This is a genomic window from Polaromonas sp. P1_G1 (assembly GCF_056405595.1).
The window spans coordinates 52482-71917 of record NZ_JBFUBU010000010.1; the positions used below are offsets into that span (position 1 = coordinate 52482).

Sequence of the window (19436 nt, forward strand, 5' to 3'; positions counted from 1 at the left end):
TTCAGCTGGTTGGGTTTAGAGAACCACTTTGACCATGGGATGCGTCGACAGCGTGCGGTAGAGCTCGTCGAGCTGCTCGCGGCTGGTGGCCGTGACGGTGATGGTCACGCCCAGGTAGTTGCCGCCCTTGCTTTCGCGCAGTTCAATGGTGGAGGCGTCGAAGGCCGGGTCGAACTGGTGCGCCACCGAGGTGATGGCGGCGACCAGGCCTTCGACCTTGTGGCCCATGACCTTGATGGGGAACTGCGAGGGATATTCGATCAGCGACTCCTGGCGCGAAGGCTCGGAGCCGGGGACTCCGATGATTTTCGGGTTGTTCGGCGTATCGGGAGATGTCGTCATGGCAAGGGGTCCTTTCAGGCCTGTTTGGCACGCTGGTATTGGGCGTACAGCTTGGCATAGATGGGGCCGGGCTTGCCCTTTTCCAGGCCGTGGCCTACGGGCTGGCCGTCGAGCAGGGTGACCGGCAGCACTTCCTTGGTGGCCGAAGACAGCAGGATTTCATCGGCCGCCAGCACTTCGTCGCGGGTGATGCGGCGCAGCTCGAAGGGGATGCCGGCGGCGCGGCAGATCTCCTCGATCAGGCCGAAGCGTATGCCTTCGAGCACCAGGTTGTCCTTGGGCGGGCCCATGACCTTGCCGTCCTTGACGATCCAGACGTTGCTCGAGGAGGCTTCGCTCAGGTGCTCGCCGCGGAACATGATGGTTTCCACCGCGCCGGCATCGACGCTGATCTGCCGCGCGAATACCGCGCCCAGCAGGCTGGTGCTCTTGATGTGGGCTTTTTCCCAGCGGAAGTCATTCGCCGTCACGCAGGCCACACCGGCTTCGCGCTGCTGCGCGCTGGGCAGTTTCATGGCATTGGCCACCGCGAACACGGTGGGCGTGAGGCCGGGCAGCATGGAGTGGTCGCGCATGGCGACGCCGCGGCTGAGCTGGATGTAGACAAGCTGGTTGCCGCTTTCGGCCGGCGTACCGGTGGATTGCGCGTGGGCCGCGACCAGTTTCAGGGCCATGGCCTGCCATTCGCCGCGCGTCATCGGGTTGGGAATGCGCAGCTCGGCCAGGCTGCGTTCCAGGCGCGCCATGTGCTGCTCAAAGCGGAACAGCCGGCCGCCATAGGCCGGCACCACTTCGTACACGCCGTCGCCGAAGATGAAACCGCGGTCCATCACGCTGATCTTGGCGTCTTTCAGGGGGGTGAATTCGCCGTTGAGGTAGCAGGGCGTGTCGGGAAGGCTGGGGGAAGGCGTGGTCATGGGTGAAGTTGAAGAAGAGAAAAGTGAATGCCGGATTGTCCGGTGTTTAGCGGTGGCGGCGCTTGAACCAGACGCGCAGGCGCCAGGCCAGCTTGACCAGCAGGTAGCCGGCGGTCGAGCCCAGCACCGCAAACAGGCCCATGCCCAGTATGGCAGGCCCGCCGAAGGACGCCAGCCAGGCGACCACGCCCACGCCTTCGGAGATATGCACCGGCGGCGGGGCATCGAGCACCAGGCTGCCGACCTGGTAGGCCAGCCAGAGCCAGAAACCCACGGTGAAGGGGTTGGTGATAAAGGTGATGCCGGCCGCGACCGGGATGTTGGCGCGCCACCAGACGCTGTGGGCCGCGGCCGCCACGATTTGCGCGAACGGAAGCGCAAAAGCCCAGAAGATCCCGATGGCCACGCCGCGCGCCACGGCTTCGTGCTGCAGCCGCCACAGCTGTGGGTCCAGCACACGGTGCGCCACCGGCCTGAGCCAGGGATGGGCGGCCAGCGCCTCGCGGGTCGGCACCGACGCCTTCAGGCGTTCCAGCCAGCCGGCGGGTTTTCGGGGTTTGTGCCGCGGCTTCTTCTTCACGCGAGAAAAATGACGGCGGCGATGGCCAGCGCGCCCAGTGCGAGGTTGACGATGGCCAGGGTGGCGATCTGCCCGACGCGGCGACCGCCTTCGGGCCAGTCGGAGGCACTGACAGCCAGCTTGAGGCGGCGGAAAGGGCCGAAATACAGGTGGCCGAACAGCGCGAACATCAACAGGCCCAGGCCGAACATCAGGTGCCAGCCGGTGGGCGCGCTTTTCATGCCGACGGCCAGCAGCATGGCCAGGCCGGTCAGCAGCAGGATTGCGATGGAAACCCACACGCCCACAAAAAAGCGCCGCAGGACCTGCACGATCAGGGGCAGGCGCTGCGGCGGCGCGAGTTGCTCGGCGGCGGCGGGACGCAGGGCGAACAGCATGAAGGAAATTCCGCCCAGCCAGGCGATGGCGGCGGCGAGGTGCAGGAATTTCATCAGGGCGTGCATGGGGGGATCTTTCAGTGGGGTGGAGCGGCGCCGGCCGTCGGGCCGTGTTGTCGGCCCATTGTGAACCAGCCGCTTGGTGTTTACCCCGATGCACGCGAGGAAGGCCCCTAATTCAACCCCGGGCCGGGGTTTTTCTGGGAGTGCAGGGGTTTCTACGTATAATCAAGGGCTTTGCTAATAACGGCCCCTGTAACCTTCCCGTAATTTGTAGGTTTGAAAATGACAAATTCGGCGAAGTCGGCAACGAACCCGGTCTCCCGGGCAGTTACAAATGAGTTTGAGGCGGATGTGGAGGCTTTCAAGCCCCTGACCCGTGAAGAAGCCCAAAAGCTTCGTGAAACGGTTCCGCTTCTTTCCCCCTGGTCGGTGTTGGCGGGGCAGTTGGCGGTTGGTGTTCTGGTGGCATGTGCTACTTGGGCCCTGACAGGCCAGCGGTCCGCCGGCTGGTCGGCGCTCTACGGGGCGCTGGCGGTGGTGATTCCGGCGGCGCTTTTTGCGCGCGGTTTGACCGGCAAAGTGTGGTCATTGAATCCAGGCACTGCGGTGGCTGGATTCTTTTTGTGGGAAATGGTCAAGATCGCCTTGACGGTGGCAATGCTGTTTGCCGCGCCAAGGCTGGTTTCGATGCTGAGTTGGCCGGCCATGCTGGTCGGCTTGGTGGTGACAATGAAAACGTCCTGGATCGCGTTGTTGTTCGCGGTCAGGAAAAATAAACTTTGAGGCGAGCAATAAATGGCTGCTGAGAATGCTGCTGGACATGGCGGTCCAACCGCTGGTGAATATATCGTTCACCACCTGACGCACTGGCGTAACAAGGAACTTGTTGGCCCGTTCGATCTGAGCGTCATCAATATCGACTCCACCATCTTCACCATTTTGCTGGGTGTGATCGGTTGCTTCCTGCTCTGGAAAGCCGCCCGCAAGGCCACCTCCGGCGTTCCCGGCCGTTTCCAGGCCGCGGTTGAAATTCTCGTCGAAATGGTCGACGCGCAAGCCAAGGGCATCGTGCACAACGCCGAAAGCCGCAAGCTGGTCGCACCGCTGGCCCTCACCGTGTTCGTCTGGATTTTCCTGCTGAACGCCATGGACTTGCTGCCGGTCGACCTGCTGCCGGTGGTCTGGGCCTGGATTTACGGCGTCGCCGGCCATGACGCGCACCACGCTTACATGCGCTCGGTGCCCACCGCCGACCTTTCCATCACCATGGGCCTGTCCATGGGCGTGCTGATCACCTGCCTGGTCTACAACGTCAAGATCAAGGGCGTGGGCGGCTGGATTCACGAACTGTTCACCGCGCCCTTCGGCAACCACTGGGCGCTGTACCCCTTCAACTTCCTGATGCAGGTCATCGAGTTCGTCGCCAAGACGGTCTCCCACGGCATGCGACTGTTCGGCAACATGTATGCCGGCGAACTGATTTTCCTGCTGATCGCCCTGATGGGCGGCGCCTGGTCTCTGTCGGCGACCGGCATCGGCCTGGCCATCGGCCACATCATCGCGGGCTCGGCCTGGGCGATTTTCCACATCCTGATCATCACGCTGCAAGCCTTCGTGTTCATGATGCTGACCCTGGTGTACATCGGCCAGGCGCACGATCACCACTAATCAGTTGTTCCCGTTTTTCGTTTCTGTTTTTCTCTCGTAACCAAGTCCTAAGGAGTCATCATGGAAGTTATTAGTTTTGTCGCTCTGGCCGCCGGCCTCATCATTGGCCTGGGCGCAGTCGGCGCTTGTATCGGCATCGGCATCATGGGCAGCAAATACCTCGAAGCAGCTGCACGCCAGCCTGAACTGATGGGCGAACTGCAGACCAAGATGTTCCTGCTGGCCGGTCTGATCGACGCCGCTTTCATTATCGGCACGGGTATCGCGCTGTGGTTCGCCACCGCCAACCCCTTCCTGGCGCAAATCGCCAACCTGCCCAAGTAAGCATTGATCAAAGTCCCAAGAATGTCATTCCTTCGGGCCGGCTTCTGGCTGGGCCCCAAGGGAAAGGATGAGCAGTGAGCATTACCGGTACCCTAATTGTCCAGCTGATCGTGTTCCTGATTTTGGTCGGGTTCACGATGAAGTTTGTGTGGCCTCCCATCGCGGCGGCCCTGGACGCGCGCGCGCAAAAAATCGCTGACGGCCTTGCTGCTGCCGACAAAGCCAAATCCGAACTCTCCGTCGCCAACAAGCGCGTGGAAGAAGAGCTGGCCAAGTCGCGCAACGAAGCGGCCGTGCGCCTGGCTGAAGCCGAGCGCCGGGGCCAGGCCCTGATCGAAGAGGCCAAGGCCAAGGCCACCGAAGAAGGCGGCAAGATCATTGCCGCCGCCAAGATCGAAGCCGAGCAGCAAGCCGTCAAGGCACGCGAAGCCCTGCGCGAGCAGGTGGCAGCGCTGGCCGTCAAGGGCGCCGAGCAGATTCTGCGCAAGGAAGTCAATGCCGGTGTGCATGCTGACTTGCTGGGCCGCCTGAAGACCGAACTCTAAGCGAGCATCAACATGGCAGAACTAGCCACCATTGCCCGTCCCTACGCTGAAGCGCTGTTCAAGGCCTCCGGCTCCGACCTGGGCGGCACCGCCGTCTGGCTCGACGAGCTGGCCGCCATCGCTGCCAACGCGCAGCTGCAGCAGTTCGCCGGCAACCCCGGCGTCACTTCGGCGCAGGCGTTCGACGTGATTTCGGGCGTTGCCAAAACCAAGCTGCCGGACGCCGCGAAAAACTTCCTGCGCACAGTGATCGAGAACGGCCGCCTCGGCGCCCTGCCGGAAATCGCCGCGCAGTTCCGTGTCCTGAAAAATGCGCAGAGCGGTTCGTCCGATGCGACCGTCTACAGCGCTTTCGCGCTCGACGGCGCAGCGCTGGCCGGCCTGTCGGCAACGCTGGAAAAACGTTTTGGCAAGAAGCTCAACCTCCAGGTTGAGCTGGAGCCGGCCCTGATCGGGGGCGTGCGAGTCGTGGTGGGTGACGAGGTGCTGGACACCTCGGTCAAAGCCCGTTTAGAGCAAATGAAAGTGGCGCTGATCTCCTGAGCCGGTGTCCAGGCGCCATCCGCAGGTTTTAAGCCAACAAACATAGAAAGAAGGAAAGAGTCATGCAACTCAATCCCGCAGAAATTTCTGAACTGATCAAGAGCCGTATTGAAGGCCTGACCGGCAGCAGCGACATCCGCAACCAGGGCACCGTGGTGTCCGTCACCGACGGTATCGTCCGCATCCACGGCCTGTCCGACGTGATGCAGGGCGAAATGCTGGAATTCCCCGCAACCGCCGACGGCACCCCCACCTACGGCCTGGCACTGAACCTCGAGCGCGACTCGGTCGGTTCCGTGATTTTGGGTGAATACGAACACATCGCCGAAGGCGACACCGTCAAGTGCACGGGCCGCATCCTGGAAGTGCCTGTCGGCCCCGAGCTGCTCGGCCGCGTGGTGAACGCCCTGGGCCAGCCTATCGACGGCAAGGGCCCGATCAACGCCAAGCTCACCGACGTGATCGAAAAGGTCGCGCCCGGCGTGATCGCCCGTAAATCCGTCGACCAGCCCCTGCAGACCGGCCTGAAGTCCATCGACTCCATGGTKCCCGTSGGCCGCGGCCAGCGCGAAYTGATCATCGGCGACCGCCAGACCGGCAAGACCGCCGTGGCCATCGACGCCATCATCAACCAGAAGGGCAAAGGCGTTTCCTGCGTCTACGTCGCGATCGGCCAGAAGGCTTCCTCGATCAAGAACGTGGTGCGCTCGCTGGAACAAGCCGGTGCCATGGAGTACACCATCGTCGTGGCGGCTTCCGCTTCCGAGTCGGCCGCCATGCAATACGTCAGCGCCTACTCCGGCTGCACCATGGGCGAATACTTCCGCGACCGCGGTGAAGACGCGCTGATCGTGTATGACGATTTGTCCAAACAGGCCGTGGCCTACCGCCAGGTTTCGCTGCTGCTGCGCCGTCCGCCAGGCCGCGAAGCCTATCCCGGCGACGTGTTCTATCTCCACAGCCGCCTGCTCGAGCGCGCAGCCCGCGTGAACGAGAAGTATGTTGAAGACTTCACCAAGGGTGCGGTCAAAGGCAAGACCGGTTCGCTGACCGCGCTGCCCATCATTGAAACGCAGGCCGGCGACGTGTCCGCTTTCGTKCCKACCAACGTGATCTCGATCACCGAYGGCCAGATCTTCCTGGAAACCAGCCTGTTCAACGCCGGTATCCGCCCCGCCATCAACGCCGGTATCTCGGTGTCGCGCGTCGGTGGTGCAGCCCAGACCAAGCTGATCAAGAACCTGTCCGGCGGTATCCGTACCGACCTGGCCCAGTACCGTGAACTGGCTGCCTTCGCGCAGTTCGCTTCCGACCTGGACGAAGCCACCCGCAAGCAGCTGGACCGTGGCGCCCGCGTGACTGAACTGCTCAAGCAGGCCCAGTACTCGCCTCTGTCCATCTCCAACATGGCGGCCACGCTGTTCGCCGTGAACAAGGGCTTCATGGACGACGTGGAAGTCAAGAAGGTCCTGGCTTTCGAGCACGGCCTGCATGCCTACCTCAAGGACAAGAACGCGGCCCTGATGGCCAAGCTCGAAGCCAACAAGGCCATGGACAAGGACGCTGAGGCTGAACTGAACACGGCCGTGGCCGAGTTCAAGAAGTCGTTTGCCTGATCTCGCCTGACTCATCGTCAAGCAAGTAATTAAGCAACCCTCAGGAACCCCTTAGGAATCCATATGGCAGCAGGCAAGGAAATACGCGGCAAGATCAAATCGGTGGAAAACACCAAGAAGATCACCAAGGCCATGGAAATGGTGGCCGCCTCCAAGATGCGCAAGGCGCAGGAACGGATGCGCGCTGCCCGTCCTTACAGCGACAAGATCCGCAACATCACGGCCAACCTGAGTCAGGCCAACCCCGAGTACACCCACGCGTTCATGGAGTCCAACGACGCCAAGGCCACCGGGTTCATCGTGGTGACGACCGACAAGGGCCTGTGCGGCGGCATGAACACCAACGTGCTGCGCGCCGTGACGGCCAAGCTCAAGGAAGTGCAGGCCGCCGGCCATGATGCCAAGGCAGTCGCCATCGGCAACAAGGGCCTCGGCTTTCTCAACCGTGTCGGCGCCAAGGTGGTGTCGCACGCGACCCAGCTCGGCGACAAGCCGCACCTGGAAAAGCTGATCGGCCCCGTCAAGGTGCTGCTCGACGCGTACAGCGAAGGCAAGATCAACGCGGTGTACCTGTGCTACACCAAGTTCATCAACACCATGCGCCAGGAACCGGTGGTCGAGCAGCTGCTGCCGCTCACGGCGGCGCACCTGCAGGCCGACAAGGACCAGCACGGCTGGGACTACATCTACGAGCCCGACGCGCAGACCGTGATTGACGACCTGCTGGTCCGCTACGTGGAAGCGCTGGTCTACCAAGCGGTCGCCGAGAACATGGCGTCCGAGCAGTCCGCCCGCATGGTGGCCATGAAGGCCGCCACCGACAACGCCGGCAGCGTGATCGGCGAACTCAAGCTGGTTTACAACAAAACGCGTCAAGCGGCGATCACGAAAGAACTTTCGGAAATCGTTGCCGGTGCTGCTGCGGTTTAAGCCGCCACAGCCGATTCCAGATTTAAAGAAACGTTAGAAACGAAAGAGGATTCAATCATGGCTCAAGCTCAAGGCAAGATTGTTCAGTGTATTGGTGCGGTGGTTGACGTGGAATTCGCGCGCGACCAGATGCCCAAGATCTATGACGCGCTGAAAATGGAAGGCTCCGCGCTGACGCTGGAAGTCCAGCAGCAGCTGGGCGACGGCATCGTGCGCACCATCGCGCTGGGCACCTCCGACGGCCTGCGCCGCGGCAACATGGTGTACAACACCGGTGCCAACATCACGGTTCCCGTGGGCAAGGCCACACTGGGCCGCATCATGGACGTGCTGGGCGCACCCATCGACGAGCGCGGCCCGGTCGACCAGACCCTGACCGCCCCCATCCACCGCAAGGCGCCTGCTTATGACGAACTCTCGCCATCGCAGGAACTGCTGGAAACCGGCATCAAGGTGATCGACCTGGTTTGCCCGTTCGCCAAGGGCGGCAAGGTGGGCCTGTTCGGYGGCGCCGGCGTCGGCAAGACCGTGAACATGATGGAACTCATCAACAACATCGCCAAGGCGCACTCGGGTCTGTCCGTGTTCGCCGGTGTGGGTGAGCGTACCCGCGAAGGCAATGACTTCTACCACGAGATGGCCGACTCCGGCGTCGTGAACCTCGAGAACCTCGGCGAATCCAAAGTGGCCATGGTCTACGGCCAGATGAACGAGCCCCCAGGAAACCGCCTGCGCGTCGCGCTGACCGGCCTGACGATCGCCGAGTCCTTCCGTGACGAAGGCCGCGACGTGCTGTTCTTCGTGGACAACATCTACCGCTACACCCTGGCCGGTACCGAAGTGTCCGCGCTGCTGGGCCGTATGCCTTCCGCCGTGGGTTACCAGCCCACGCTGGCCGAAGAAATGGGCCGCCTGCAAGAGCGTATTACCTCCACCAAGGTCGGCTCCATCACTTCCATCCAGGCCGTTTACGTTCCTGCCGATGACTTGACCGACCCGTCGCCCGCCACSACCTTYGCCCACYTGGACTCCACCGTGGTGCTGWSCCGTGACATCGCCTCGCTGGGTATCTACCCCGCGGTCGACCCGCTCGACTCCACCAGCCGCCAGCTGGACCCGAACGTCGTCGGTGAAGACCACTACGCGACGGCCCGCGCCGTGCAAGGCACGCTGCAGCGCTACAAGGAACTGCGCGACATCATCGCGATTCTGGGCATGGACGAACTGGCCCCTGAAGACAAGCTGGCCGTGGCCCGCGCGCGCAAGATCCAGCGTTTCCTGTCGCAGCCTTTCCACGTGGCTGAAGTGTTCACCGGCTCGCCCGGCAAGTACGTCAGCCTGGCTGAAACGATTCGCGGCTTCAAGATGATTGTGGCCGGCGAGTGCGATCACCTGCCGGAACAAGCCTTCTATATGGTCGGCACGATTGACGAAGCTTTCGAAAAGGCGAAGAAGGTCTAAGGCCCAGGCCTCGAAACTTTTTTCACTAAGGATCGCTTATGTCAACCACCATTCACGTCGACGTCGTATCCGCGGAAGAGTCCATCTTCTCGGGCGAGGCCAAGTTCGTGGCATTGCCTGGCGAAGCCGGCGAGCTGGGCATTTACCCGCGCCACACGCCGCTGATCACCCGCATCAAACCGGGTGCCGTGCGCATTGAAAAAGCCGACGGCACCGAAGAGTTCGTCTTCGTGGCCGGCGGCCTGCTCGAAGTGCAGCCCAACTGCGTGACGGTGTTGAGCGACACCGCCATCCGCGGCAAGGACCTGGACGAGACCAAGGCCAGCGAAGCCCGCGCGGCCGCCGAAGAGGCGCTGAAGAACGCCAAGAGCGACATCGACATCGCCATGGCCCAGTCTGAACTCGCCGTCATGGCCGCGCAGATCGCCGCCTTGCGCAAGTATCGCCAGAAGAAGTAATACACACGCCTCCGGTTCCACCGGATCGCATCAAGCCCCTGCCGAAAGCCAGGGGCTTTTTTGTGGGCGGTACGCGGCCGGTAGGCCTTTAGCGTTCATGCTGTTGCACAAATGCCGCAAATAACAACTCGACACGCTAAATGACAGCCAGCCGGCATATCCCCGCCTTATCGTTGGCACAGGATTTCAACCGAAGCAACGAGGTGGGACTATGAACAGCGCGCTGGACAGTCTGACGTGGGGGGACGAACTTTCAACGCACCGCAGGGGGAAGCGTTCGCGCATGACCTGGGTGCGGCGTGTACTCGTCGTGCTGACAGCTTTATTCGTCCTGGGCGTTTTGCTGTCGCCCTGAGCCGTTCTTACTGCAGCAGCGGCGTATCCGGCAACTCATTGTTGTTCGCCCCGCCATCTTGCGAAACATCCACCGCGAAGTGCTCCATCAGCACCGCCGAGGTCTCCTCCAGCGCCTGCGTCAGCCCGTCTTCATAACGCTGCTCGCGAAACGCGGCCGCCATGCGGGCCACCATGGCCTGCCATTGATCCGGGCTCACCCGCCGTGCCACGCCGCGGTCGGCGACGATCTCGATCGCGCGCTCGGCCAGCAATACGTAAATCAGCACGCCGTTGTTGTGTTCGGTATCCCAGACTCGCAGCTTGCCGAACATCGTGACCGCGCGCTGGCGTGTGAGCGTGGGGATGGAAAGCTGTTTGCCCAGCCGCCGCAGATAGCTCAGGGGCAGCGAAGCCTCCACGCAGATACGGATCTCGCCGCTGTGGCGCCGCTCGCTGGCCGCCACGCGCCGCGTGAGCCGTTCCAGCATGTCGAGCGGAATGGCGCGCCTGGCGTCGGATGCGTCAAGCCAGAGATGCTTGAGGATAGTTTTAAGTTTGTTGAGCATGTGCCTACCAGTCTCCCGAGGCGCCGCCGCCACCAAAATCACCACCGCCGCCGCTGCTGAAACCGCCGCCATCACTGCTGCTGCCGCCGCTCCAGCCGCCACCGCCACTGCCCAGGCCACCGCTGGTCCAACCGCCTGAAGAGCGCCCGCCGCCACCCAGGGCGCCAATGCTGGCGACCAGTGCGAACATCGTGCCGACCAGGACGGCAAGGCCCGCCACGATCAGGCTGCTGGTGAAAATCCAGGCCAGCACACCGACCACGCCGCCGGTGGCCAGGGAGCCGAACTTGCGCCCCAGGACCATGGCGGCGATCCGCCCGCCTATCGGCACGGCAAAAAACAGGAAGACGGCGAGGTCCGTCCATTCGAAACCCTCGTTGCCGCCGCTGCTACCGCTGTGCTCGGGCGCGGGCAAGTTTTCGCCGCTGATCAGCGCGATAAGCTGGTCGGCCGCGGCGTTGAGCCCGCCGGCGAAGTCGCTCTGCTTGAAGCGCGGTGTGATGGCGGTGTCGATGACCTGGCGCGCCGCCAGGTCGGGGATTGCGCCTTCCAGCGCCTTGGTGGTTTCGATGCGCACCTTGCGGTCGTTCTTGGCCACCACCAGCAAGAGGCCGTCGCCGACGCCCTTGCGGCCTATCTTCCAGCTGTCGCCCACGCGCTGTGCGTAGGCGGCGATGTCTTCCGGCTGGGTCGTGGGCACGATGAGGAACACGACCTGCGCACCCCGGCTTTGTTCAAACGTCGTGAGCTTGGCTTCGAGCGCCTCGCGCTGCGCCGCGTCCAGCGTGCCGGTGCTGTCCATGACATGGGCCGTCAGCGCCGGCACCGCCTGCACGCCGCCCTGCGCCCAGGCCGCCAGCGGCAGCCAGGCGGCCAGCAGCAGGCCCAGCACCAGCCGGGCGCCACGGTGAAGGAGAAGCGCGGGTCGCTGCACGGCAGGGTCCGCTGTGCTTTATTTCTTGTTGAAGTCCACCACCGGTGGCGTGGAGATCTGCGCCTCGTTCTGCACCGAGAAGTTGGGCTTGACCTGGTAGCTGAAGACCATGGCCGTCAGGTTGCTCGGAAAGCTGCGCGCGAGCACGTTGTATTCCTGCACGGTCTGGATGTAGCGGTTGCGCGCCACGGTGATGCGGTTCTCGGTGCCTTCGAGCTGCACGCGCAGGTCGCGAAAGCCCTGGTTGGCTTTGAGGTCTGGGTAGCGCTCGCTGACCACCATGAGGCGGCTCAACGCGCTGCCGAGCTCGCCCTGCGCCGCCTGGAACTTGCTGAAAGCCGCCGGGTTGTTCAGGGTTTCGGGCGTCACCTGGATGGACGTCGCCTTGGCGCGCGCTTCCACCACTTTGGTCAGCGTGTCCTGCTCAAACTGGGCTTCGCCCTTGACCGTGGCGACGATGTTGGGCACCAGGTCGGCGCGGCGCTGGTACTGGTTCAGCACCTCGGACCAGGCCGACTTGCTCTGCTCGTCCAGGCGCTGGAAGTCGTTGTAACCGCAGCCTGTGAGCAGCAGGCCCAGCAGGGCCGCGAAGGTGAATGTCAAAAAGCGGGATATCGTCATGTCGGTGCCTCCGAAAATGCAAGCCGCAACACTAACATAGTCGAATGTCCTTTCCTCCCCCGCCTTCCGCCACTGGCGGCCCGCTGCAGGCCTTGCAGTCCGCGATGCGCCCCGCGGTTGCCGCCCCCGGCAAGCCGCGCCTGCTGGTGGCCGGCGCCACCGGTGTGCTGGGCAACGAGGTGCTGCGCCGCCTCGCCGGCAGCGGCCGCTATGCGCATACCGAAGTGCTGGCCACCGAAGCCATGGCGACCGGGCTGTCCGGCGTCGGCATCGCGCTGACGGGCGCACCCTTGCCGATAGCGCAATGGGCCGCCAGGCCGCTGCCGGCGCATACCGGGTTGGTCATGTTCGAGCCGCCGCGCATGTACTACGGACGTGAGCGCACGCTCTGGACGCCGGCGCCTTCAGAGTTGCCCGCGCTGGCGCAGTGGTTCAAGCGCTGCGGCGTGCAGACCCTGGTCGTGGTGGTGCCGCATGCCACCGGGCGCCTGCCCAATGCGCTCAAGCGCGGCCTGGCCAACCTCGACGAGCAGGCCGTCGCCGCCCTGGGCTTCGAACGCCTGCTGCTGGTGCGCTCGGCGCGCAAGGCGCAGGACGCTGCGGGGAAGAGCTTTCTGGAGAAGGTCGCGGCCTGGATGCTGTCCACCCTCAAGTTCATGATCCCCCAGGCCGAGCAGCCGGTGCGGCCCGCCAAGCTCGCCGAATTTGTCGATGCCGCGCTGCAGGTGTTGCCGCCAGGCACCCATGTGGCCGCGCCGGAATTGCTGTGGCAGGCCAACCAGAGCGGCGGCGGGCGCTTGGGCGGCGGCAGCATGCAAGGCGTGGTCCACGCCTGGCTTGCTGCGGCGCGCAATCCCGCGCAAAATTCAACACCAAATGCCGGGCAGGATTGACGCCGGCGCCTCCCTTGCCCGAACCCTTTTGATCGCCTCCATGCCCAAACCCAGAGTCCCGCCCGCTAGCACCGGCAACGCCGATGACATCGAAGCGGCTTTTTACGAGGCGCTGCAAAGCGGCGACATTGAAAAACTCATGGCCTGCTGGGGCGACGATGACGACATCGTCTGCGTGCACCCGGGGGGCGCCCGGCTGGTCGGGCCGGCGGCCATACGCGCGACCTTTGACGCGATGTTCTCCAACGGCACCATACGCGCGCAGGCCATCAAGGTGCGCAAGGTCGAAACCATGAGCGCCAGCGTGCACAGCGTGCTCGAGCGCATCGAGGTGCTGACCGAAGAAGGCCCGCGCCACGCCTACGTCATCGCCACCAACGTGTACCACAAGACCGCCCAGGGTTGGCGCCTGGTGGCCCACCATGCCAGTCCCGGCACGCCGCGCGAAATGCAGGAAGTGTCGGAAACACCCACCGTTCTTCACTGATACGGCCATCGCGTGGAACCCTCCATGAACTATGCCGCGCCCTGGTGGCTCCCGGGTGGCAATCTGCAAACCATCTGGGCCGCGTTGCGCTCGCGCCGCTTCCTGGGCCCGCAGCCGGTGTTTCGCCGTGAGCGGTGGAGCACACCCGACGAAGATTTCGTCGACGTCGACTGGTTGGTCACCGGCGATTCGGCCGATGACGCAAGCTCCGCGCAAAAGCCCTTGCTGGTGGTGTTCCACGGCCTCGAGGGCTCTTCCGCCAGCCACTATGCCGAAGCGCTCGCCGATGCCGCGCGCGAACGCGGCTGGGCCTGCGCGATCCCGCATTTCCGCGGCTGCTCGGGTGAGCTCAACCTCGCGCCGCGCGCCTACCATTCGGGCGATTTCGCCGAGATCGACTGGATACTGCGGCGCTTCGTGGGCCAGCGCAGCGGGCCGGTGATGGCAGTCGGCATTTCCCTGGGCGGCAACGCGCTGATGCGCTGGGCCGGCGAGATGGGCGCCGAGGCCCGGCAGGTCGTTGCCGGCATCGCCTCCGTGTGCTCGCCCCTGGACCTTGCCGCCAGCGGCTGGGCCATAGGCCGGGGTTTCAACCGCCAAGTCTATACCCGCATGTTCCTCAAGACCATGGTGCCCAAGGCCTTGCTGAAGCTCGAGCAGCACCCCGGGCTGTTCGACCGCGACCGGCTGCTGGCCGCGCGCGACCTCTACGCCTTCGACAACGTCTTCACCGCGCCCGTCCACGGCTTCAAGGACGCCGACGACTACTGGTCGCGGGCCTCGGCCAAGCCGCACCTGCATCGGATCGCCGTGCCCGCGCTGGCCCTGAATGCGCTCAACGATCCCTTTGTGCCGGCGTCCAGCCTGCCGCAGGCTGCGGAAACCGGCCCGCATGTCACGCTGTGGCAGCCGGCCCAGGGCGGCCATGTGGGCTTTCCCTCCGCGCCGTTTCCGGGCCACGTGCGCGCCATGCCCGACGCGGTCACCGCCTTTCTGGCGGTGCAGTTATAAGGTCCGGCGCAAAATACACCCATGGATGACATAGTTCGGCAAGCGATCGCCAAGTGGCCCAACGTTCCCGACTGCTACGGCTGGCTCGGGCTGGACGCGCGCGGCAATTGGTATATGCGCGACGACAGGGCCCAGGCCGCCGGGCCTTTCAGCGGTGTGCCCGGCGCCGATCCCGCGCGCAAGCAGGCCGCCAAAGGCTCGCTGCTCAAGCACGACAAACTGATCGACTTCATCCAGCGCAACTACGAGAGCGATGCCGCCGGGCGCTGGTTCTTCCAGAACGGCCCGCAGCGCGTGTATGTGGAACTCGAAGCCACGCCGCTGGTCTGGCGCGTCGGCCCGGCGCCCTCGTTCGCGGTCGCCGCGCACACCGGCGCGCCCGCGCGCACCCAGCGCTGCATCGTCGATGAGGTGGGCCGCGTCTACCTCGAAACCGACCTGGGCTTCGGCCTGGTCCACACCCAGGACATGACGCATGCCGCCGACGCGGTGGAGCAGGGCCTGTGGGTGCCCGAGGAATATCCCGCCCGTGATTTGCCGGCGCGCTTTGCCTATGTGCGCAGCCCGCAGGCCCTGAACGAAAAGCAGCAGCCCGCCGCCGTTTGATTTTTGCAGAGGGCAACAAAAAAGCCGGTCATTGACCGGCTTTTTTTGTGGGGGACGCGGGCGCTTATTTGGCGGCGTTGACCATGTACTGCACCACGGCCTTGATCTCGCTGTCGGGGGCTGCGGAGCCGCCCTTGGGAGGCATCGCGCCCTTGCCCTTGACCACGCTGGCGGTCAGTGCATCGACGCCCGCAGCCACGCGCGGGGCCCAGGCGGCCTTGTCGCCCAGCTTGGGGGCGTTGGCCACACCGGCCACGTGGCATGCGGCGCACACCTGGCCGTACAGCGCGGGGACGGCGCCAGCGGCGGCGGCCGGCGCTGCAGCAGGTGCGGCGCCCTTGTTGGCAGCGGCCAGGGCGGCCACGACGTCTGCCGGCGGCGTTGCGGCCGTAGCTGCGGCGGCCGGAGCCGATGCCGCTGCGGCAGGTGCCGCGGGTTCGGCGAACTTGCCGCCGGCGGATGCCGTCATATAGACCACGGCACGGCCGACTTCGACGTCTTCAAAGTCGCCGCCGCCTTGTGCGCCCATCGCGCCCTTGCCCTTGAGGGCCGAATGCCAGAGGGCATCGAAGCCGGTCTTGATGCGTGGGGCCCAAGCGCCCGCGTCGCCGAACTTCGGTGCGCCGGCGGCGCCCGTGCCATGGCAGGTCACGCATTGGGCTTTATAGACTTCTTCGCCGGATTTGAGGGGGCGGTTCGCATCGCGGATTTCAACCGAACCGATTTTCTGGATGCGCTGGGCGACGGACTTGGCATCTTCGTCGGCGCCGGCGGCAGGCTTGTTGGCCGAGGCGACGTAATAAACCAGGCCGATGATGGCAAAAACGGGGACGACAAAAGAGAAAAAAACCGCTGCCAGCAGTTGCTGGGGCGTCTTGATCGGGCCAGTGTGGGCTTCTTCGTGGGCCGTGGTGTGGTCGTTTGCGCTCATGGCGTCCTCAAAAAACTAAAAATCGGGGGCTATCGCGTATTGGTGGGGCGCGCCTGTGCAGCGCTTGCTCAGCAACCTCACATTATAACTGGGGCCTTGCGGGGCCAAGGGGGCGCCGCGGCCGGCTGGTAGAATCGGGCACGTTGCGCGGCGTGAGCCGCTTGCGCAATGCAAATCGCCCTGATTCCGCGCCTCCCGGCCGCGAATTCCGGCGCAAACCGTTTCCAGCGTTGCGGCTGTAGCTCAGTGGATAGAGTATTGGCCTCCGAAGCCAAGGGTCGTGGGTTCGATCCCCGCCAGCCGCACCAATTTCTTGTTCTATACCAATGACTTAGCGTCCCGCGAAGCATAAGCGGGCCGGAACGGCACGCTTATGCTTCGGTCAATTTACAGCGCCGTTGGTCCCAAGAAAGCGTTTCAGGCGCTCAAACCATCAAACTGTCGGTCCGCGCAACGGCCGATTGCGAATGCGTGGTTCCTCACCCCAGCACCTCACCATACAAGCAGATGGTGTCATGAGGTCTAACGTGAAGATGACCGGACCACCAACACGAGCGGCGAAGCCGCCTCCTGCTGTTCTGGGTCCGCGTCGATTGAAATGTTATCCCCGGTTGTTTTGTTGCGGCTCATAGGCTTTTCTTCATGAGACAAAGGTAGAAGCCCTTTGCATAGCCGTCAATGCGAGCCACCTCCTCGTAGCCTTGTTTCGCGTAAAACGCAGGCGCTTGCCACTCAAAGGTTTCGAGCGCTGCATTTTGAGCGCCAAGAGCCCTAGCTTGGTCTTCCGCCTGCCGAAGTAGCCTTGACCCGAGACCTACGCCGCGTGCCGTCTCGTCTACCCACAGCACTTCGATACGAAGCCAGTAGAGAAAGACGAAGGCACGCAAGCCGCCAACCACTGCGCCAGCCTCGTTCCTCGCGTTCAATCGGATGGGCTGCACTTCCGGGTATTCGCCAACGTGCCCGTAGTTAAACTGCCGCAGGCGCTTGCCAATATCCCCGGATCTAACCTCTTCCTCGGTTGCCACGAAAATGGTGATCTGACTCATGAGGGATAACGTTTGACTTAAGCGGACCGCCGAATGCGGGTCCGCTTGAAGGAAGGGTTAGGCCTCATCGGGAGAGGAGCTTCTGCTTGTAGGTTCCATATTTGTAGCCCTTCTTAAGGAAGCAGATGACAAACGCGTCGGCGGCCGCCGCCGTGACTCCAGGCGCAGCGTGGCTTCCACTGGCGTCCACCAACGCTGCCGGATACCAAGCCTCAGAGAGTTGGGGGAGTCCCTCTGCGAAAAACTCTATCGAGGCACGCCCACGAAGAAACTTCATATCCTCGCGAGAGCTCTGAGCCACCGTGGCTGCATCAAGACTTTGCGACTTGCACTGTTTGAGTACTTCCAACTGTACCTCTCCCGGCATCTTTGCCGGAGGAATCAGAGCAGCCACGTGATAGACCTTGAATTTCTGTGCTGTCGGGGTTGCGATACCCGGGGACGCAAACAAGCTAGATGCGGCAGTGATCAGGAGCGTGACGCATAGGCGAAAGCGTGGCATGTGTGAGCCTAACGTTGGAGTTGCCCGGAACGCAGCACATGTCGCGCAGCGACCTCCGCAGGGGCGTTTCCGTGTCGAGCGACCGGTTAGACCTTCTTGCCGTCGGCTTCATCGGTCACCATCTTTCCGTCCACTACGAACTCCTTCAGCGATGCGGCTTTTTTTCCCACTAAGAGGTAGTAGGCTCCAACACCGATGAATGCAAGCCCACCCAATAGAGGTTTAACCGGTACAGGTCCGTCACCGAGCAGGACGACAAGTACGATAGCAATGCCAATTAAGACTGCGCCTCCACCGGCGATCTGATTTCTCATAATTCCTCCTACAGAAAAGTTGTGAAAACTGGCGGTATCACACAAGAAGCCGAGAGTGTCCGCCAGAGGCTCTAACGTAATGTATACCGCAGGTCTGCCGTAGAACATCGCCCCTGCCGTATAACCTGGCCGCTGAAAGTCCAGACAAGTGCTTTTTGTTAAAAGATTTATTGACCATTTTGGGGTTCGCTCAGGTCGAGCCGCCGGATGCAGCCAGCATTTTCGTTATTACGGACTGCTACTTTCTACAAGAGGCTTCGATGGACGGCGTGCCGCCATCTTTTTGACCAGATTCAATGCGACGCCAGGCCTGCTCCATGGACACGTGACAACACAAATGCCGCAACCCATGGTTTCATTGAAATAGGGAAGGCACTTGTCAAAGTCGACATACCACTTTTGCGCGCCGCGGACCAGTTGTTTTGACGCGAAGATGGCATCTGGCGGGCAGGCGTCAACGCAGACACGGCAATTCACACAAAAGTCATCGGCGCCAAAGGTGTCCGATCGATCCGCCACCAGCGGAATATCCGTCAAGACGCAGGCCAGCCGAAAGCTGGAACCAAACTGCCGGTTGATGATGGAGCCATGTTTACCAAGTTCACCAAACCCGCATGCCAACGCGGGTGGAATTAGAACCATGGGACCGGCCATGGGCCCACCGTGCGGTTGAGCCTCGTGACCATGTTCGCGAATGAGAGAAGCAATGCCCTTGGCGATGCGACTTCCGCGACCGTACTGGCGCACCACCTCTGCCGCGGCATGTGAAGCAGGAGCCGTCTTCATCGCATCAAATGAGTGGGCTACGCCGATCATGATGATCCAACGCTGCGTGACCGTATGGCCCTCGAAAACCCACTCCCCCCGCATCGGCGTGATGCCAAACAGGTCGGCGCCTAGTTCTGTGGCGGCTTGCCGCAGCTTGGCGACCCATTCCCAATCCTGTAACGCCACGGTCTGCTGCGCCAGAGGCGCCAATGGGGTATCCAGAATCGCCTGGCGTTGCGCCCTGGCGCTGGCCAGCACGGGGTTGTCTGCGCTGCGCGCATAGAACCACCGTTGCAGGGGGCCGTGCGGCGTGCTGTTCGGGTCGTGCCAATAGATGGGGCGGGGGCGCTCGGCAGTAGCTTCACCAAGACCATTGATGGTATTGCCAGACACTGTGGGCCACAACGCCATTTGCGCAGGATCAGGGGTGAATGTGTGTTTAGCTTTCGACATGCTCTTGATTCTCCCTCCTTGAAGCAAATATCTCCCATGCTCAGGGCTGCGTCACCATGGGACAAACCCATGAATACAGAATCAAGCTGCCCCGTAGAATGCGCAAACCTTGGTTTTTCACGATAACACTTATTTTGCGGGTCGCGACATGCATAAGGACACTATCTGAACGCTGACCTGCTCGGCCCGCTTGGAAACGCG

General features: G+C 63.0%; 25 protein-coding genes and 1 tRNA gene. 14 read left to right on the forward strand and 12 right to left on the reverse strand.

The genetic code is table 11. From position 1 onward, the window contains the following. Nucleotides 1–15 precede the first annotated feature (15 nt). From AC1D1Y_RS06660 to AC1D1Y_RS06675, 4 genes are read right to left on the reverse strand one after another with little or no spacing between them, the layout of a single operon-like run. Nucleotides 16–342 carry a YbeD family protein gene (locus AC1D1Y_RS06660; protein WP_477681643.1) on the reverse strand — a complete coding sequence of 109 codons (327 nt, stop codon included), beginning with the start codon at nucleotides 340–342 and terminating at the stop codon, nucleotides 16–18. 14 nt (nucleotides 343–356) lie between these two features. Continuing rightward, nucleotides 357–1259, reverse strand: a complete 903-nt coding sequence (locus tag AC1D1Y_RS06665) for a D-amino acid aminotransferase (protein ID WP_477681644.1) — start codon at nucleotides 1257–1259, stop codon at nucleotides 357–359. Nucleotides 1260–1305: 46 nt separating this feature from the next. Further along, nucleotides 1306–1839, reverse strand: a complete 534-nt coding sequence (locus tag AC1D1Y_RS06670; protein ID WP_477675926.1) for a DUF2062 domain-containing protein — start codon at nucleotides 1837–1839, stop codon at nucleotides 1306–1308. Further along, entirely contained in the window at nucleotides 1836–2282 is a 447-nt protein-coding gene (locus tag AC1D1Y_RS06675; RefSeq protein ID WP_477655765.1) for a DUF4149 domain-containing protein, read from the reverse strand. Before AC1D1Y_RS06675 ends, AC1D1Y_RS06670 begins: the two co-directional genes overlap by 4 nt. A gap of 219 nt (nucleotides 2283–2501) precedes the next feature. Here AC1D1Y_RS06675 and AC1D1Y_RS06680 point away from each other — a divergent pair, with 219 nt between their 5' ends. The 9 genes from AC1D1Y_RS06680 to AC1D1Y_RS06720 all read left to right on the forward strand — a co-directional run bounded on the left by AC1D1Y_RS06680 (nucleotide 2502) and on the right by AC1D1Y_RS06720 (nucleotide 9764). Then, nucleotides 2502–3002: an ATP synthase subunit I gene (locus AC1D1Y_RS06680; RefSeq protein ID WP_477681645.1), complete on the forward strand. Its 501-nt coding sequence runs from the start codon at nucleotides 2502–2504 to the stop codon at nucleotides 3000–3002. Nucleotides 3003–3014: 12 nt separating this feature from the next. Next, nucleotides 3015–3887 carry a F0F1 ATP synthase subunit A gene (gene atpB / locus AC1D1Y_RS06685; protein ID WP_477681646.1) on the forward strand — a complete coding sequence of 291 codons (873 nt, stop codon included), beginning with the start codon at nucleotides 3015–3017 and terminating at the stop codon, nucleotides 3885–3887. Between the two features lie 60 nt (nucleotides 3888–3947). Then, nucleotides 3948–4211 (forward strand): F0F1 ATP synthase subunit C, encoded by a 264-nt coding sequence (atpE, locus tag AC1D1Y_RS06690; RefSeq protein WP_007868969.1) that lies wholly within the window; start codon nucleotides 3948–3950, stop codon nucleotides 4209–4211. Nucleotides 4212–4285: 74 nt separating this feature from the next. Beyond that, a complete protein-coding gene (locus tag AC1D1Y_RS06695) occupies nucleotides 4286–4756 on the forward strand; it encodes a F0F1 ATP synthase subunit B (protein ID WP_477681647.1) in 471 nt (156 codons plus the stop codon). 12 nt (nucleotides 4757–4768) lie between these two features. Beyond that, the gene (locus tag AC1D1Y_RS06700) at nucleotides 4769–5299 is read left to right on the forward strand and encodes a F0F1 ATP synthase subunit delta (protein ID WP_477655761.1); all 531 of its coding nucleotides are present in this window, start codon (nucleotides 4769–4771) and stop codon (nucleotides 5297–5299) included. Nucleotides 5300–5361: 62 nt separating this feature from the next. Beyond that, nucleotides 5362–6915: a F0F1 ATP synthase subunit alpha gene (atpA, locus tag AC1D1Y_RS06705; protein WP_411884717.1), complete on the forward strand. Its 1554-nt coding sequence runs from the start codon at nucleotides 5362–5364 to the stop codon at nucleotides 6913–6915. 63 nt (nucleotides 6916–6978) lie between these two features. Next, entirely contained in the window at nucleotides 6979–7845 is an 867-nt protein-coding gene (gene atpG, locus AC1D1Y_RS06710; protein ID WP_477655760.1) for a F0F1 ATP synthase subunit gamma, read from the forward strand. Nucleotides 7846–7902: 57 nt separating this feature from the next. Further along, nucleotides 7903–9306 carry a F0F1 ATP synthase subunit beta gene (atpD, locus tag AC1D1Y_RS06715; RefSeq protein ID WP_477681648.1) on the forward strand — a complete coding sequence of 468 codons (1404 nt, stop codon included), beginning with the start codon at nucleotides 7903–7905 and terminating at the stop codon, nucleotides 9304–9306. A gap of 38 nt (nucleotides 9307–9344) precedes the next feature. Next, complete coding sequence (locus AC1D1Y_RS06720; protein ID WP_477655757.1) at nucleotides 9345–9764, forward strand: F0F1 ATP synthase subunit epsilon; 420 nt, start codon at nucleotides 9345–9347, stop codon at nucleotides 9762–9764. A 362-nt stretch (nucleotides 9765–10126) separates the two neighbouring features. Here the strand turns inward: AC1D1Y_RS06720 and AC1D1Y_RS06725 are convergent, their stop codons facing one another. The 3 genes from AC1D1Y_RS06725 to AC1D1Y_RS06735 are packed head-to-tail and all read right to left on the reverse strand — an operon-like array spanning nucleotide 10127 to nucleotide 12221. After that, complete coding sequence (locus tag AC1D1Y_RS06725) at nucleotides 10127–10666, reverse strand: TPM domain-containing protein (protein WP_477681649.1); 540 nt, start codon at nucleotides 10664–10666, stop codon at nucleotides 10127–10129. A gap of 4 nt (nucleotides 10667–10670) precedes the next feature. Further along, nucleotides 10671–11600, reverse strand: a complete 930-nt coding sequence (locus AC1D1Y_RS06730; RefSeq protein WP_477681650.1) for a TPM domain-containing protein — start codon at nucleotides 11598–11600, stop codon at nucleotides 10671–10673. Between the two features lie 18 nt (nucleotides 11601–11618). Further along, complete coding sequence (locus tag AC1D1Y_RS06735; RefSeq protein WP_477681651.1) at nucleotides 11619–12221, reverse strand: LemA family protein; 603 nt, start codon at nucleotides 12219–12221, stop codon at nucleotides 11619–11621. Between the two features lie 44 nt (nucleotides 12222–12265). Between AC1D1Y_RS06735 and AC1D1Y_RS06740 the strand changes: the two genes are divergently transcribed. The 4 genes from AC1D1Y_RS06740 to AC1D1Y_RS06755 are packed head-to-tail and all read left to right on the forward strand — an operon-like array spanning nucleotide 12266 to nucleotide 15218. Then, the gene (locus AC1D1Y_RS06740) at nucleotides 12266–13114 is read left to right on the forward strand and encodes a hypothetical protein (protein WP_477681652.1); all 849 of its coding nucleotides are present in this window, start codon (nucleotides 12266–12268) and stop codon (nucleotides 13112–13114) included. A 40-nt stretch (nucleotides 13115–13154) separates the two neighbouring features. Continuing rightward, on the forward strand, nucleotides 13155–13601 hold the full coding sequence (locus AC1D1Y_RS06745; RefSeq protein WP_436155868.1) for a YybH family protein: 447 nt from the start codon (nucleotides 13155–13157) through the stop codon (nucleotides 13599–13601). 24 nt (nucleotides 13602–13625) lie between these two features. Continuing rightward, a complete protein-coding gene (locus tag AC1D1Y_RS06750) occupies nucleotides 13626–14612 on the forward strand; it encodes a YheT family hydrolase (RefSeq protein ID WP_477681691.1) in 987 nt (328 codons plus the stop codon). A 21-nt stretch (nucleotides 14613–14633) separates the two neighbouring features. Continuing rightward, nucleotides 14634–15218, forward strand: coding sequence for a DUF2946 family protein (locus AC1D1Y_RS06755; RefSeq protein ID WP_477681653.1), 585 nt, complete (start codon nucleotides 14634–14636; stop codon nucleotides 15216–15218). A gap of 64 nt (nucleotides 15219–15282) precedes the next feature. On the opposite strand, the gene AC1D1Y_RS06760 is transcribed toward AC1D1Y_RS06755, so the two are convergent. Next, a complete protein-coding gene (locus tag AC1D1Y_RS06760; protein WP_477681654.1) occupies nucleotides 15283–16149 on the reverse strand; it encodes a c-type cytochrome in 867 nt (288 codons plus the stop codon). Between the two features lie 232 nt (nucleotides 16150–16381). On the opposite strand from AC1D1Y_RS06760, the gene AC1D1Y_RS06765 reads away from it, so the two are divergent. Beyond that, nucleotides 16382–16457: transfer RNA gene (locus AC1D1Y_RS06765), tRNA-Arg, on the forward strand. A gap of 318 nt (nucleotides 16458–16775) precedes the next feature. On the opposite strand, the gene AC1D1Y_RS06770 is transcribed toward AC1D1Y_RS06765, so the two are convergent. The 4 genes from AC1D1Y_RS06770 to AC1D1Y_RS06785 all read right to left on the reverse strand — a co-directional run bounded on the left by AC1D1Y_RS06770 (nucleotide 16776) and on the right by AC1D1Y_RS06785 (nucleotide 19235). After that, nucleotides 16776–17198: a GNAT family N-acetyltransferase gene (locus tag AC1D1Y_RS06770; protein ID WP_477681655.1), complete on the reverse strand. Its 423-nt coding sequence runs from the start codon at nucleotides 17196–17198 to the stop codon at nucleotides 16776–16778. A gap of 64 nt (nucleotides 17199–17262) precedes the next feature. Beyond that, complete coding sequence (locus tag AC1D1Y_RS06775) at nucleotides 17263–17700, reverse strand: hypothetical protein (RefSeq protein WP_477681656.1); 438 nt, start codon at nucleotides 17698–17700, stop codon at nucleotides 17263–17265. Between the two features lie 86 nt (nucleotides 17701–17786). After that, a complete protein-coding gene (locus AC1D1Y_RS06780; RefSeq protein WP_477681657.1) occupies nucleotides 17787–18014 on the reverse strand; it encodes a hypothetical protein in 228 nt (75 codons plus the stop codon). Between the two features lie 228 nt (nucleotides 18015–18242). Next, nucleotides 18243–19235 carry a 4Fe-4S dicluster domain-containing protein gene (locus tag AC1D1Y_RS06785; RefSeq protein ID WP_477681658.1) on the reverse strand — a complete coding sequence of 331 codons (993 nt, stop codon included), beginning with the start codon at nucleotides 19233–19235 and terminating at the stop codon, nucleotides 18243–18245. Nucleotides 19236–19436 lie beyond the last annotated feature (201 nt).

What these genes read in the sequence shown, in the direction of transcription:
- AC1D1Y_RS06780 (WP_477681657.1), bottom strand. Translation starts at nt 18,014, where the DNA reads ATGAGAAATCAGATCGCCGGTGGAGGCGCAGTCTTAATTGGCATTGCT.
- AC1D1Y_RS06720 (WP_477655757.1), top strand. Translation starts at nt 9,345, where the DNA reads ATGTCAACCACCATTCACGTCGACGTCGTATCCGCGGAAGAGTCCATC.
- AC1D1Y_RS06735 (WP_477681651.1), bottom strand. Translation starts at nt 12,221, where the DNA reads ATGACGATATCCCGCTTTTTGACATTCACCTTCGCGGCCCTGCTGGGC.
- AC1D1Y_RS06675 (WP_477655765.1), bottom strand. Translation starts at nt 2,282, where the DNA reads ATGCACGCCCTGATGAAATTCCTGCACCTCGCCGCCGCCATCGCCTGG.
- AC1D1Y_RS06770 (WP_477681655.1), bottom strand. Translation starts at nt 17,198, where the DNA reads ATGAGTCAGATCACCATTTTCGTGGCAACCGAGGAAGAGGTTAGATCC.
- AC1D1Y_RS06680 (WP_477681645.1), top strand. Translation starts at nt 2,502, where the DNA reads ATGACAAATTCGGCGAAGTCGGCAACGAACCCGGTCTCCCGGGCAGTT.
- AC1D1Y_RS06755 (WP_477681653.1), top strand. Translation starts at nt 14,634, where the DNA reads ATGGATGACATAGTTCGGCAAGCGATCGCCAAGTGGCCCAACGTTCCC.
- AC1D1Y_RS06660 (WP_477681643.1), bottom strand. Translation starts at nt 342, where the DNA reads ATGACGACATCTCCCGATACGCCGAACAACCCGAAAATCATCGGAGTC.
- AC1D1Y_RS06760 (WP_477681654.1), bottom strand. Translation starts at nt 16,149, where the DNA reads ATGAGCGCAAACGACCACACCACGGCCCACGAAGAAGCCCACACTGGC.
- AC1D1Y_RS06745 (WP_436155868.1), top strand. Translation starts at nt 13,155, where the DNA reads ATGCCCAAACCCAGAGTCCCGCCCGCTAGCACCGGCAACGCCGATGAC.
- atpB (WP_477681646.1), top strand. Translation starts at nt 3,015, where the DNA reads ATGGCTGCTGAGAATGCTGCTGGACATGGCGGTCCAACCGCTGGTGAA.
- atpE (WP_007868969.1), top strand. Translation starts at nt 3,948, where the DNA reads ATGGAAGTTATTAGTTTTGTCGCTCTGGCCGCCGGCCTCATCATTGGC.
- AC1D1Y_RS06700 (WP_477655761.1), top strand. Translation starts at nt 4,769, where the DNA reads ATGGCAGAACTAGCCACCATTGCCCGTCCCTACGCTGAAGCGCTGTTC.
- AC1D1Y_RS06665 (WP_477681644.1), bottom strand. Translation starts at nt 1,259, where the DNA reads ATGACCACGCCTTCCCCCAGCCTTCCCGACACGCCCTGCTACCTCAAC.
- AC1D1Y_RS06775 (WP_477681656.1), bottom strand. Translation starts at nt 17,700, where the DNA reads ATGCCACGCTTTCGCCTATGCGTCACGCTCCTGATCACTGCCGCATCT.
- atpG (WP_477655760.1), top strand. Translation starts at nt 6,979, where the DNA reads ATGGCAGCAGGCAAGGAAATACGCGGCAAGATCAAATCGGTGGAAAAC.
- AC1D1Y_RS06785 (WP_477681658.1), bottom strand. Translation starts at nt 19,235, where the DNA reads ATGTCGAAAGCTAAACACACATTCACCCCTGATCCTGCGCAAATGGCG.
- AC1D1Y_RS06725 (WP_477681649.1), bottom strand. Translation starts at nt 10,666, where the DNA reads ATGCTCAACAAACTTAAAACTATCCTCAAGCATCTCTGGCTTGACGCA.
- AC1D1Y_RS06740 (WP_477681652.1), top strand. Translation starts at nt 12,266, where the DNA reads ATGTCCTTTCCTCCCCCGCCTTCCGCCACTGGCGGCCCGCTGCAGGCC.
- AC1D1Y_RS06750 (WP_477681691.1), top strand. Translation starts at nt 13,626, where the DNA reads ATGAACTATGCCGCGCCCTGGTGGCTCCCGGGTGGCAATCTGCAAACC.